The sequence below is a fragment of the Paenibacillus sp. J22P165 genome, from assembly GCF_059692015.1.
The window spans coordinates 510,520-524,862 of the sequence record NZ_JCAUAP010000001.1 but is presented as its reverse complement, the minus strand read 5'-3'; the positions used below and the strand labels follow the sequence as shown (position 1 = coordinate 524,862).

At 46.7% G+C, this 14,343-nt stretch carries 9 protein-coding genes and 1 riboswitch; of the genes, 1 reads left to right on the top strand and 8 read right to left on the bottom strand.

Translation table 11 applies throughout. The annotated features are described in order from the left end of the window. Nucleotides 1-13 precede the first annotated feature (13 nt). From AC58QM_RS02340 to AC58QM_RS02325, 4 genes are all read right to left on the bottom strand, one after another. The gene (locus tag AC58QM_RS02340; RefSeq protein ID WP_497281027.1) at nucleotides 14-973 is read right to left on the bottom strand and encodes an ABC transporter permease; all 960 of its coding nucleotides are present in this window, start codon (nucleotides 971-973) and stop codon (nucleotides 14-16) included. Between the two features lie 18 nt (nucleotides 974-991). Then, complete coding sequence (locus AC58QM_RS02335; protein WP_497281026.1) at nucleotides 992-2,017, bottom strand: zinc-dependent alcohol dehydrogenase; 1,026 nt, start codon at nucleotides 2,015-2,017, stop codon at nucleotides 992-994. A gap of 246 nt (nucleotides 2,018-2,263) precedes the next feature. Continuing rightward, entirely contained in the window at nucleotides 2,264-4,381 is a 2,118-nt protein-coding gene (locus AC58QM_RS02330; RefSeq protein WP_497281024.1) for a putative phage tail protein, read from the bottom strand. A gap of 42 nt (nucleotides 4,382-4,423) precedes the next feature. Beyond that, complete coding sequence (locus tag AC58QM_RS02325) at nucleotides 4,424-5,569, bottom strand: GNAT family N-acetyltransferase (RefSeq protein ID WP_497281022.1); 1,146 nt, start codon at nucleotides 5,567-5,569, stop codon at nucleotides 4,424-4,426. A 242-nt stretch (nucleotides 5,570-5,811) separates the two neighbouring features. After that, nucleotides 5,812-5,855, top strand: a riboswitch (PreQ1 riboswitch). A gap of 11 nt (nucleotides 5,856-5,866) precedes the next feature. On the opposite strand from AC58QM_RS02325, the gene queF reads away from it, so the two are divergent. Further along, nucleotides 5,867-6,364, top strand: coding sequence for a preQ(1) synthase (gene queF, locus AC58QM_RS02320; RefSeq protein ID WP_497281020.1), 498 nt, complete (start codon nucleotides 5,867-5,869; stop codon nucleotides 6,362-6,364). Between the two features lie 62 nt (nucleotides 6,365-6,426). On the opposite strand, the gene AC58QM_RS02315 is transcribed toward queF, so the two are convergent. The 4 genes from AC58QM_RS02315 to AC58QM_RS02300 form a co-directional block, all read right to left on the bottom strand. Further along, on the bottom strand, nucleotides 6,427-9,819 hold the full coding sequence (locus AC58QM_RS02315; protein WP_497281018.1) for a cadherin-like beta sandwich domain-containing protein: 3,393 nt from the start codon (nucleotides 9,817-9,819) through the stop codon (nucleotides 6,427-6,429). An 818-nt stretch (nucleotides 9,820-10,637) separates the two neighbouring features. After that, nucleotides 10,638-10,877 (bottom strand): hypothetical protein, encoded by a 240-nt coding sequence (locus tag AC58QM_RS02310; RefSeq protein ID WP_310501182.1) that lies wholly within the window; start codon nucleotides 10,875-10,877, stop codon nucleotides 10,638-10,640. A gap of 53 nt (nucleotides 10,878-10,930) precedes the next feature. Further along, nucleotides 10,931-12,988, bottom strand: coding sequence for a molybdopterin oxidoreductase family protein (locus AC58QM_RS02305; protein ID WP_497281016.1), 2,058 nt, complete (start codon nucleotides 12,986-12,988; stop codon nucleotides 10,931-10,933). An 80-nt stretch (nucleotides 12,989-13,068) separates the two neighbouring features. After that, on the bottom strand, nucleotides 13,069-14,319 hold the full coding sequence (locus tag AC58QM_RS02300) for a helix-turn-helix domain-containing protein (RefSeq protein ID WP_497281014.1): 1,251 nt from the start codon (nucleotides 14,317-14,319) through the stop codon (nucleotides 13,069-13,071). Between the last annotated feature and the right edge of the window lie 24 nt (nucleotides 14,320-14,343).

Here is a 14,343-nt window from a genome sequence, read left to right as displayed (position 1 = left end):
AACGATGCCTCCTTTACCAGATGCCGGACCCGCCGACTTTTTTGGCCAATTTATTCGCTCCAATTACGAGCACCAGCCCGATTACTGATTTGAAAACGCCCATTGCTGCTGGAACACTGAATTCCATTTGTTCAATCCCTCGGCGGAAGATCCAGGTGTCGAGAATATCTCCCACATCGTAAACACGTGCGTTCAAGAATATGTATACCTGTTCGAAACCAGCATCCATAATATGTCCGATTCGCAAGATTAACAGTAAGATGAACACTTCACGTATACCCGGGAGCGTAATATGCCACAATTGCCGCCAACGGCCTGCGCCATCAACAACCGCCGCTTCATATAATTCATGGTTGATCGAGGCCAGTGCCGCCAAATAGATAATGGCTCCAAAACCAGTACTCTTCCAAATATCCGAGGTAACTAGCAGTGAACGGAAATAGTCCGAGTTGGTCAACACATCAAGTTCTCCCCAGCCCATATCTCGAAAGAACGTCGTGACTAGCCCCGCACCAGGCGCAAAGAATGAAAACACAAGACCATACACTATAATCCATGATAAGAAATGAGGCCCGTAGGTAATCGTTTGTACAATCCTTTTGAACCAAGGAGCACGAATTTCATTTAAAATAAGGGCCAGCATCACATCAGGCAGCATGTTGAACAAAATACGATACACACTGATCAGCAGCGTATTTCGAACGAGACTAGGAAATTCTGGCGATGCGAAAATGGTCCGAAAATTATCGAAGCCAACCCATTCACTGCCCCATAACCCCTTCATGAGGTTATACTTCTTAAACGCGATTACGAGTCCGAACATCGGTACATAGTGATAAATAATGTAATACGCAATCCCCGGAACCATAAGTAAGTACAACCATTTGTATCGGAGAAACGTTTTCCAAATATGCGTGGTCATTCGTCTTCTTCCTATGGGTTCACCAGAAATCGACTTCACACTTGCTCGCATACCCCATCACCTCCTTTATTAATTGTTAAAGGAATCTGCTACTCCGGCGGGATTGGGTTGTTCATAGCGCACGACAATACCCATCGATTTCTGTGGCTTTTCAAAGCAGTTTTGATACATGGCGGGTAACTCTTCGAGTGCGCACTCATTAGTAATCAGCGATTGAATATCAATCTTTTTCTGTGCGATCAAACGTAAAAACTCCCCCATATTCCTGCCTTCCGTCCAACGAACATAGCCTATTGGGTAATCGACCCCTTGCTGCTCATAGGTTTCTTCATAGCGACCAGGACCACCCGCACGTGAAATATGAACACTCGCTTCTTTCATGAAAAGCAGATCCCTATCAAATTCCGTTCCAGTATCCCCGACGATCACAACGCGACCGCGGTCCCGCAGCCAACCAATTGCATCATCTATCATACTAAACTTCCGGTTGCTCGCACAAAGCATAACCGCATCTGCACCTTTACATCCTGGATCAGATTCCACAGCTTTCTGAAGCTCTTCCTTGGTGCGGCATGCAATGGCGCCAATCGCCTCAAGTGTTCGGCAGCGTTCCTCCATCAACTCTAGACCAATGACTTTATAAGACGCTGCATGCGCAATACGGGCGATGACTTGCCCAAGTATGCCTAGCCCCGCGATGATAATCGTTTCTCCGAAGCTTAGTTTGGCTTGACGCAAAGCATGAATTGCAATAGCACCAATGCCAACAAATGCCGCTTCCTCCTGAGTCACAGCCTCTGGCACGGGTACCACTAGATGCTTGGGTACAAGCAGGAGTTCCCTATGGGCAGGTACCCCATAACAAGCCACGCGTTGTCCAGGGATGACGTGTGTAACCCCTTCCCCTATCTCCATAACAATGCCACTGGCACTATAACCTAAATTGGCATCCCCATTATTAGTTATCATCATCAACTCTGTGCCTACGCTAACGACTGAATATTCCGTTTTCACTTTGACAAATTGAGGAATCATTTCCGGGTTCGGAAGCTCCAACACTTGTGCTGACCCATTGATGCCCTTTACTGCTTTCATAACCCTACCTCTTTTCTGATTTATTTCTAATTTGTAAAGTACACCACAACAACTTTTTTTGTAAGTTGTGGTTTGTTTCTGATGTTTTTTATTATAAGGAGCTAACATATGTGTTGTCAACAACTTTTTAATTTGGAATCGCTTACAATGTTAGATAAACTTACATAATTTAATCGTTTCATCGCAAATATATAACATTAACATGACATAAAAAGAGCCTATCTATGAAAAGACAGGCTCCAACGATTATTCAAATATGACCATGTTTCCCTCTTTATGTTTCACTCTATCCGATTCAGCTGGAAGAGATGATCTATCGACTCCCTCTTCTACGCATGCCATCATGAGCAAGTAAGAATCCTGGTTGAACGCATTCTCCGCAATTTCATACTTACCGCCAAAGAAACGAGAACCTATGACTCTCATTTTATTAGGGCCGGTGGGTATGCTGAAATGCGATGTCTCGGCATCCATGGCTAAGCTTTTGTAATCACCGAATACCCACGTCACGATTCCTGACATTTCTTCACGCTTTATATAAGACTTTTCGGCATTCGTCCCAGTGAACATAGCGCCGCCATCAACTGTGATGGACTGATCACTCGCCCTCGTCAGATCTTCATCAAATGCGCCCATCACTTTCATGCCGCTATTCTCACAACCACCGCCTTGCATGACCACTTCCGAACACCATACTTGAAGGGGTTTTGCTTCTGGAGAAGCGCCTCTAAACCAGGTATTCATCAGAACGAGTTTGTTAATACTGCCAAGGGAATTACCATCAACGTTGTGAAATTGGCAGTTCTGCATCGTGAAATCCGTCGTAACTGGGCGAAATCCCACTTGGGTATTAACGGGCGCACGAGCGATTTCAGCCCCCTTCGACATGCCAAAGGAACAACCGTCAGCCAGATTACTTCGCTTTGAACGTGATGAGCTCTGCGAAAGTGTAAGCATCGTATCCGCCGTACAGCCTCTCATTTGCAACCCATCTGCGTTAGCCCAGATCGTACCGGAATCCACCAATCCTTCTTTCCAGACAGCATGGACATCCTCCAGGGTCAAATCCGTAATTCGCTTGTGCGCAACTACGCGCGAGGCAACGTGTTTCTTCACGGTGATCCGTTTCGCACTATCCCCCCAAGTTGTGCCACTGTTGGCAAACGACAGCAAACCTGAATTCCCGATAAACGTGAGATCATGCTCGTATTGACCGTGCGTGACAAAAGAACCATGTTCATCGCCATCACCATGGCAGTTCTCCACCATGCAGTAAGCTCCACACGTGAAATCGTTTAAGTGACGGGCATTGCTTGTATGGCAATCTCGGACATGACCGTACAACACATTGAGTTGCTGTGTAAGATAGCCCGTTCCACCCCAAATCACTTCCTCTGGATTCATTAACCTGCAACCCTCCGTCACAAAATAGGTGCAGTAACGCCGCTCGATGACCGGCCAGAAAACCTTCGTAGCTGTGACATCGCTAACGTTGCAAGCAACAGCGAATTCATAGGCAATGGGATGTGATCCTATTTGATCCCAATCTTCAGATGGTTTTGCGCTCGTCGATCCATTGTCAGGCACAGAAACACCTATGAAATTCATATTCCGAATGTGGCTGTGTAAGACAGGATGCATTTTCTCATATGTGATTTCTCTACCCGCAGCAAGCGTCCATCCGAGCTTATAATTCACGCGAATATGTCGAGCATCAATAATTTCTGTAACCTGCAACATATAATCCAGCTCGCGCTGCGCATAGCCTTCGGGGTGATTTTGAATCCTAACGACCCACCAGTCTTCCACCTCAAAAGACTTCGCATCGAGCACCTCTAGCACATCAGATTGCTCTGGTAGATCAGCAGAGAGTGTAAGCGTCTGTGTATCGCCCATTGCTTTCCCCTGAAAAAAAATAACGGCTCCAAATGGATTGCTTTTCGCATTCAGCTCGATTCCGACCGTTGTGACTCTATGTCCTCCAAAATCGAGTTCGATATGACTTCTGTCGTACGTATGACGTCTGACAAAGTTCAGATCTGAATGTGATTCGATCCGATGAATAGAGAGATCCTTCACCATCGCATCCAAGGCGTCATCTGCATTTCTTGATGGGTCTAGAATGCCAAACCAGCGAAAATCCCCAACCCCATTATGTACAGTCTGCCATCGGCCACTCCCGCCATGTCCGGGATCATGAATCGTGCCGCCATTGTCGGCTTGGTCGCTGTCATTCAACCAACGAACAACCTTGGAACCACCGTCTCCCTTTTGATAATACCCATCCACATAGACTAGCTGCCCATCCTTAATCGTATTAACTTGAAACGCTAATAACTCTTCCAGATTCGATAGTTGGATCATGATATATCCTCCGTTTACTTCACTTTGCCTTCCAAGCCAGCGTCAAACAAAATTCAACCCTCCCGCATGCGGGAACGGAACGGGAAACAGTTGAGTCAGCACATCTTTCAGTGGTTCAGGAACGTTCAACTCAGCTTCTGGATCAAACCATACAGCAACAACCTCTTGGGCAGTCAAGCTCGCCATTTCCTTGCCATCCAACAACACAACAGCCCCATCTTCCGGCGCTTGCTGAATCAGCAATCTTGAAGCAGCGGCAGGCGCTTTCTCTGACAAATACGGCAACAACTCACTGAACAGCCGCTCCGGATTAACGATATGCACTGTACCATGGTTCCGCATCCTCTTAGAAGGGAAATCCGAGAGCACCTGGAGCAGCCTGGTTTCATACCACATCACCGGGATTTCCAATGCGTCCAGCTCCTGCTCTTGCAATGCAAACTGTAGAATAGCCGCTAACGCTTCCGGGCTGCCGCCCCACTCTACAACAAAAGGAGCCTCCTCTTCCACCACTCTACCCTGCACAGGCATGGCAACGATGCCATAAGCCGCGATTCGGTCACATTCAAACGCTGCGTATACAGCATGATGCATATGATAACAGCTGGCGATAGCCTCACTATCCATCAAGATTGGGAGCTCATTCACGCCTTGTACATAGCGAACTTCACGGCTTTCAGCCGCAGCATGAAGTCGAAACCAATCATCTGTATGCACACGTCGAATCTCGATACCGGGATTCCCAATGAATGATTGATATGTCGCATGGTCATTCGTTATTTCGTAGCGTGTGACCCGCCCAAAGTAATGGCAACCGCTTCGCATATATAGCGGACCATCCCCCGAAACCAGGAGCATACTCGCACCAACACGTTTGGCGTGCGTATGTACGACTTGTAACATGTTAGAAGCGATCTTCTGTCCCCGATAGTTCGGGTGGGTGCATACAGAACCTAAAGACAGCACATTGAGTTTAGCAGCCGAGACTTGTACAACAGATGGAACAAGCCCCATGAAAGCGACAAGTTCCCCATTTTCAAATGCGCCGAATGACTGATTAAGGCGAGAATCAAACGCATTCGGAAATGCTTTTAACATCGATTTCTGGCTTGCATCTCGAAAAGTCTCATCCGAGAGACGAACCGCTTGCTCCATTTCGTTTGCGCACACACAACGAATCTCGATCATGAAGTATCCTCCCTGGTAATCCGGAATCACAATCCACTTTCACACTGATTCTCTTCTAGTTTACTTTTGAAATAAAATACGTCGAATTAAGTCATATCTGGTTTGTTTCAGATTTGTTTTCAAATCCATAATTGATTAATTTCAGTCTGTTGTCAATCTTTTTTTAACATAAGTCTGTAATAATTGCCACCTCGCAGCAAGGTGCTTTTTCCTGCGGATTATGATACATTTTGTACAGAATATAAGAAGAGGTTCGCAAACTCCCTCTCTAAAAAACTATGAAATGAGGATTTACCCATGGCAGGCAGAAGTAATGAAGATTTGAAAGACATTACGTTGTTAGGCAATCAAGGAACGAAATATATTTTTAATTATGACCCTACACTCTTAGAAGCATTTGATAATAAACACCCGGACCGGGCTTATTTCGTCAAATTTAACTTCCCTGAGTTCACTAGTCTTTGTCCAGTAACAGGACAACCGGATTTCGCTACACTCTACATTTCGTATATTCCTACGATCAAAATGGTCGAAAGCAAATCCTTGAAGCTCTACCTATTCAGTTTCCGCAACCACGGTGATTTCCACGAGGATTGTGTCAATATTATTATGAATGACCTCATCGACTTGATGAACCCACGATATATTGAAGTATGGGGCAAGTTCACGCCGCGCGGCGGCATCTCCATTGATCCTTACTGTAACTGGGGTCAACCAGGTACGAAGTATGAGGCCATGGCTGAGCATCGCTTGATGAATCATGATCTGTATCCAGAGAAGATTGATAACCGTTAATAAATAGAAAAGCCTCGATCATTCCCAGCTAGTTGCTGAGAGTGATCGAAGCTTTTTTTAATTTATTTATCCTTGTCTTTGTCCTTGCCCCGGATTACCTGCAAGTGATAAGTCTTCACTGACGAATTTTCTGCGGTAACGACTATCGTAATCTCATTTGCACCTGGATGCAATTTGATTGTTTTAGAAGGAGAGCCGCTTGCAACAGTTTCTCCGTCTACGGTCACAGTAGCCGTACTGTCTGAAGTGATAGGTGTGAATTGGATTTTAGAATTGCTAGTTGATACATTGACAGTTTGGGTCGTTAGCATTGGATCAAATACAAACGTTCCTGAGCTAATGGCTAGGTTACTCAGATTCGCATTATCAGAGAGTAAACGTGTAACTACTAGATGATAAGTCTTCGTCGACATATCTTCTGCAGTAACTACAATTACAATGACATTCTCACCAACATTTAAATGGATAGCATTGGAAGGTGATCCGCTAACGAGGGAAGCACCATTTACAGTTAATGTCGCCGCTCCGCTCCCTGTTGTTGGTGTAAGGATAAGCTCAGATGTTGTTTTCGGTACAGAAGATACATATTCCGTCACTGCTGCATCAAATGCAGGGCTCAAAGTACCTGCGCTAATACCTAAACCACTTAATGTGTTGTCCGTGGAAGGCCAAATTTCCGATGCCGTAACGCTAGCAGCCTTATCGTAATTTGTACCTATATTGTTTAATCGATTTTTACTTAGCAGAATGTTGTCGCCAGCTTGTAATTGAATTCCATTTGTATTACCAGTAATCACATTTCCTTCAATTTGTACATTCTGAGGGTCACCCGCTCCGATAAAATTAGCATTCTGGTCTCCTCTATCGTGTTCGAGTAAGATCCCCCAGTAATTGGATGCCGTATTATTTCGAACGATGTTATTAACAATACGGGTTCCTGGTCCATTCAAAATATTGATTCCTACCGCATTCTCAACGGAAGTCGTATTTTCAATAATGTTGTTCTCAATTAACGTATCCGGTGTGCCCATTGTAATAACAATACCTTCTCGCGAATTACGGATTACATTGTCATGAATATGGTTTTTAGGACCGGATTTACTATGGTTAGATGGCGCAGTCCCTCCTGTATTGCCTAGTCCTACACCACCGCCTGTCAAAATATTCTCAATGGTATTACCATACACTTCATTCAAGTATTCCAACTCACCGTGGAGATCGATGGCGTCTAATTTGGTATTGATATAATGGTTGTTTCGCAGAACATTATTGTGTGCCACATTCTGAATAAGGGAACCGTGACGTAAATAAGGACCCTCAAATGTGGAATCTTCCACAACATTCCAATACGTATCATTATCAAAACCAAGTCTGTCTACCTTCGGCATCCCTTGAATGGAGGTTCCGTAGCCTGCTCCGCCGCCTCCAAGATCTGTTGCGTTACGGAAGGTACTACGGCGTACGATCACATCGTGACTGTTCTCAATACGGATTGCCATTCGTCTAAAACGTTCCACGGTTACATGATCTATCGTCACGTTATAGGAGGGGATCTCACCATAGTTAGCTACAGCAATGCTGCTGTCAGGACCACCTGCATCGGGATTATTCGTCGCATGCTCTAAAGAAAAGTTTCGATTCCAAGTCGATGTGATCGTCAAGTTAGACACGACAATATCATGTTGGCTCGATGACTTCACTACGGAACTATTTTTAATATCATCGATGCTTGACTTTAATATGGTACCAATTTCACTTTCACCGCGTACATTCACACCGGACTTCAGCTTCAAATTCACAAAGCCATCAGGCGAAGTGATTAGGTTATACACGCCATTCGGCAAATAAACTTCATCCCCTGGTGCAGCCGCATTAATGGCATTTTGAATCGCAACACGGTCATCATTTGCATTATCAGCAAGATCCACACCATAACTGGTTACATTAATCGTTGCACCTATAACAGGATTAGGCGTATGCAGGACATGCGCACTACCATCTGGATGGGTCAATCCTGCTTTAGCGAATGGAACCGTACCCGCAGGAGGTGTTGGTGTAATATTCGGAACAATAGCAACCGGTGTATCGCCTGTTACATATGGCGCGTAGATCATAACATCGGTTAAGCTTGTAAACGTGCTGCCATCAGAATTTCCATGCCCAACAATCCTTACGAAACGGGCATTCGTATCGGGAATATCAAAAGCTTGCATATTCGCTGTGGTTGCGCGACTGCTTCCACTAAATACATTTGTCCACGCTATTGCATCATTTGAGGTTTCAATATCTATCCGAGTAGAGCGGAGATCTCCCTTATAAAAAGCAATTCCTACATAGCCAATCCGCTTGGTTTCGCCTAGATCAAACATTACATATTGACCATCACCCGAGGCTGACCAACGACTAAATAAATTATTGTCTAAGGTGTTGCTTTCTACATTTCCGTCGCTGCTGCTTGCGTTAACTTCAACGACTGGAATTGGCGAAACCGGCGCTGATAGTGTCGTTGTGTGGTAAGTCAACGGCGGCATGGAAACATTTCCAGCAATGTCTACTGCATAGACCGAATAGGAGACACTAGCATTGGGAGTCAAGCCATGTGCTGTATAAGTCGTACTGCCTGAAACCGTTGCTGCAAGTGCATCATTTTGATAGATCTGATAACTAGCTACCGAGCTATCATCGGTTGCCGCTGGCCAAGCCAATTGAACAAAATCAGTTCCAAGATTAGTCGACTTTAGTGCAGCATCTGTTGGCCACTCCGGCGGGGTGCTATCACCTTGTACGATGCGTTTCACAAGAAGCTGCGTTTCTGGATTAGAAACGGATGTATTGTCTTTTGAGTAGAAGTTAACGGATTTCCCTGTTAGCAACGAATCAGCGACTACAAACGTCACCACGCCATCCGCTAAATGACGTCTCACATAATCAGAGACATCAATATCGTGATAGATCGGTTTGGCACCATTTAACGTTGTAATTGTGAATTGACCTACTCGCTCCATTTGCGATAGATCTTTTTGAGGGACAGTCGCATTGTTCCAAGTAAACGTGCTTTCCTGCCATGAATTATCGGTTAGGCCGAATACTTGCAAATCTGCTGTAGTCAGACTGCTTCCTAATTTCGCAGAAACTTGCAACGTATAGGTATAACTCGGATCAGAAGCTGTTGCGACATCAAATTTCATATACATTTGTTTCTTTTGCGAGCTTGTTGAAGAGATACTGAATAACCCATCCGTGGATCCATTCTTTTTATCGTAGTTCGTATCTGCAAAGGTTGGTGAAGCGGCATCTCCGCTCTTCCACTGAATTGCTGCGTCAGCTGACGGGGGAAGTGCTTTGACGATGACCTCAACATCCTCTGCCATCCCTGCTACCGGAAGGAGCAAAGACAATATCATAGAAAACATAAGCATGATTGCGAACTTTTTTTGGACATTTTGAAATTTCATTGTGCAAAACTCCTTATCGTTATATTTCTCCCATTGTAAGCGTATACAAAAATGATCATACTCGCTTTCCTCGTAAATGAATTGTCATTTATTTAGGTTAGGGAGTGGATAATTTGTGATTTCACATCAAAAAAACCTCTATCAAGGCCATTCCTCGATAAGTCATTGTACCACCACTTTAGTGGGCGCCTGCCGGCCGCGGAAATGCTCTTGCGCACATTTTTTGTGCGCTAGCGAGCGCCTGCCGGCCGCGGAGCTGCTCTTGCGCACTTTTTTTGTGCGCTAGCGGGCGCCTGCCGGCCGCGGAACTGCTCTTGCGCACAATTTTTGTGCGCTAGCGAGCGAACGCCTGCGGCGGAAATGATCTTGCGCACTTTTTTTGTGCGCTAGCGAGCGAACGCCTGCGGCGGGACTGCTCTTGCGCACATTTTTTGTGCGCTAGCGAGCGAACGCCTGCGGCGGAACTGCCCTTGCGCACATTTTTTGTGCGCTAGCAGGCGCCTGCCGGCGGAACTGCTCTTGCGCACATTTCCTGTGCGCTAACGACCGCCGCCGCAGGCGGAACTACCCTTGCGCACATTTCCTGTGCGCTAACGACCGCCGCCGCAGGCGGAACTACCCTTGCGCACATTTCCTGTGCGCTAGCGGGCGACCGCCCCCGGCGAACTGCTCTTGCGCACATTTTTTGTGCGCTAGCGAGCGCCTGCCGGCCGCGGAACTGCACATTTCCTGTGCGCTAACGGCAACCGCCCCCGGCGAGCTACCCCCTCCCACACAAAAAAACCGATCCAAAAAGATCGGTTTTTTTGTGCAAATCCCTAGTACAACGGCTGCGGTGTATACACAGGCTGCTGCGGGCATTGTGGGTACGGCAAAATATCTCTTACTTGATTGAATGTATAATGTTTGGTAGCAAATTGCGTATGGTATAAATACTCAATGACGTAGATCGAGCCACCTTGTACACTGCACAGAATACCAGAAACGCCAGTACCATCCATCAGGGATATGCCTACCGGCCTCCCGATTAAGGCGTAAGCTTTTTGCTGAATGGGCATAAGTCATCATCTCCTGATGTACCCTATGCCATCCTCCGCCCAAAGGTTCAACCTCATTGCAACTTTTCCACGCCTACCCGTCCGGAGAAAAAGGTAGCCCCACCGCCCATATCCGCCACGCGATCTGGTGTCAGGACATTCACGCGCGTTTTGCTGCCTGGCGTATCAGCCCAAAGCCCTTGACTGACAACTACCCCCCGCTGCACATCGCGACCAGCCATAACGACCAACTCACACTCGCCGCGCTCGTTCCACACACGTGCGAGATCGCCGCTGGACAAGCCCAAAGCCGATGCATCGTCTTCATGCATATGCAGCTTCGGCACTTTCTCCATGCGAACATGCTTCTCATTATGCGCAAAGGTTGAATTCAAAAAGTTATGATTCGGCGCTGGAATGAACATAAATGGCAAATCACTGTCCTCAGCAAGCGGCACATACGTTGGAAGTGCTGGAAACCCCTTACTCGCCATCTCCGCCGAGTATAGTTCGATTTTGCCACTAGGTGTCCGCAGTTTCCCGGGAAATAAGGGCAGAGTCGCCGCCTTCATGAATCCCGAATCCAATAAGGCATCGAATGAAATGTCTGCTAAAGCTGGATTTCCTGGGTGATTCAAGGCCTGACGAACCATGTCCTCATCGCTGTCCCGCAGCGCTTCATCCTCGTAGCCCATCTTCGCTGCAAGCAGTCGGAACACATCTACATTCGCTTTGCTCTCACCATAAGGCGCAATCACTGGCAGCTGAAGATGCACATAGTGATGCCAATAGGAGCGATAGAAGTCTGTATTTTCAAAAGAGGACGTCGCTGGCAGCACAATATCCGCATACTTGGCTGTCTCGGTTAAAAACAAATCATGCACGACGGTGAATAAATCCTCCCGCTCCAGCCCTTCTTTCACCTTATTCGCATGAGGGGCGACCAACGCAGGGTTGGAATTATACACGTACAACGCATGGAGAGGTGGGTCTAGCTCTAACAATGCGCTGCCAAGCAGATTCATATTGATTAATCGAGCTTCCTTCGAACGCAAATCTGGCCTTTGCAAGGCAGCAAGGTTATGCTCCAAATATGCACCATTTCCTTTGATTGCACCGCCGCCCTGATGCAGCCACTGTCCAGTTAAAGCTGGCAAGCAGGCAATTGTCCGCACACACATGCCACCGTTATCGTGGTGCTGTATCCCATTCCCAATACGAATAAAGGAAGGAGATGTCTCGCCATATAAGCGAGCAAGGCGATATATGTCTTCCACAGGCACACCTGTAATCTCAGAAACGCTGGCTGGATTATATTGCAGCACGTGCGCTCTAAGCTCCTCATACCCTAGCGTGTACTCCTGGAGGAAATCTTCATCCGTCATCCCCTCAGCGAACAGAATGTGCATCATGCCAAGTGCGAGAGCCGCGTCCGTCCCTGGCAAAATAGGAATGAACCAGTCCGCCCAGCGTCCTGTTTGGTTCTTATGCGCATCAATCACGATGATTTGTGCGCCATTTTTGCGGGCTTTCTCAGCCAGCATCACCTGATGCATATTCGTGCTGACGGCATTGATGCCCCACATGATGATCAGCTTCGCATGCACCGTATCCTCGGGATCGGTCCCATAGCTGCCGCCCATCGTATATTTGTACCCCTCGGTGCCTGCCGATTCGCAAATCGAATACATCAACCGGCTGGCTCCCATCCGATGGAAGAAGCGACGATCCATGCCTTCCGTCCCAATCCGCCCCATATTACCATAGAAACTATACGGCAGAATGGCTTCTGGGCCTTCCGTGGCAATAACTTCCTTCCAGCGACTCGTGATTGTATCCAATGCCTCATCCCAAGAAATCCGCTCAAAAGAGGCCTCTTCCCCTTTGGGACCGACACGTTTCATGGGGTACTGCAGCCTTTTATCATCGTAAATACGTGCCGTCATGTTGCGAACCTTGTTACAAATCGCTCCCTGTGTCACGGGGTGATCAGGGTCTCCTTCTATTTTGACAATCTTCCCCTCTTCTTTATGAAGCAGCAACCCGCACTGATCTGGACAGTCCAGAGGACAGACAGCTGGAAAAATTCCTTGTTGTTTATCGGTCATTGTCGTAGTCATCGTTGCACGCATGTTCTTCTTTCTAGCTCCCTTCCACATACCTCATTTCTTTACTATATACCGAAAAGGATTGGAAGTGAAACCGTGCACTTTTAGTACAAATGTTCAGCTGACCAATCTCCCTCTAACGGATGAGGACTCAACTGAGGTAGTTTTAATGCTTTAATCGCTTGTTGTAAATAGTCCCCATTCCAACGAATGTCCTGTATTTTGGGCAATGCGGGCGTGTGAACAGCGTTATCCTCTTGATTGAGCTGTACGAGCGAATTCATATCTTTTGTATAAAAAGAAGCGTCCCATCTGACTTTGGTCATAATGGCAACAGCAATCTCCACCGGGATTCCCTTCATTCGAGAAATCAGCTCTGCCGCTGCATCGGGATTCTTGCGAATAAAGGCGTGTACGCGGAGATGTGCCTTCAAATAAGCGATAGTATCTCCTTCATGATGTTGAACCCACCTTTCGTCTGCGACGACGCCCGTCAGGTAATCTTCCCCTATCCCTTCTTGAAAAAGCACGTTGCCCACTCCGTGATAGTTAACCAAAGAAATATAGGGCTCCCACATGGCACATCCTGCGATCTTCCGTTTGACAATCCCCGCCATACTTTCATCCATCTCTTTGTGGATAACTTGATTTTCGTTGCCCCCTAGTGATTGGAGCAGCTTAGATAACCGTCTACCTGCACTTGATTGTGCCGCCGACGTCAGTGACCAACTGCAAATTTCCGAAATATCACTGGGCGCAAGTCCTTTGCGCAAAATGAGTGATATCCCCTGTCCACCGGACGTTTTACCATCAAAAGCGATAAGTACAGGATTAAAAGCGGGGAACGTCTGACGCAGCGAAGCACTTAGGACAATCGGATAGTCCCCTAACGAAGCAATCTGAATGCTCCCGCCTATCATCCCTTGCAGAAGGACCGCACCATTCGCACCATCAAACCATTTCACCTGAACGACACGACTTGGATTGGCAGCGGTAAGCTCTTCTTCTAGCCAGCCTAGCTCCTTCATGATGAGAGATGTCCACATATGAGCTGTTCCACTCTGATAGCCAACCGTTAACGTAGGGCTTTCTTGCGTAGATACGGTAGATGATGCTCCTGCTGTAAAGACAGGATTCTGTAAACTTACCGCATGGAGACGTACCCATTGCTCTAATTCTTTCTTATCAATTAAGATCTCTTTACCAATTTTCACAAAAGGAAGTTGCTTTAATTTACGCCACCGGTCAAAGGTCGAACGGCTAACGCCAAGTAAATCAATTGCTTCCTCCAAGGGTATCAGATTGAATCGCTGCATAGACATCAAAGTCACCTCGATTAGGTTCATAATGGTCATTCATCGTCATTCCTGTTCATGTGT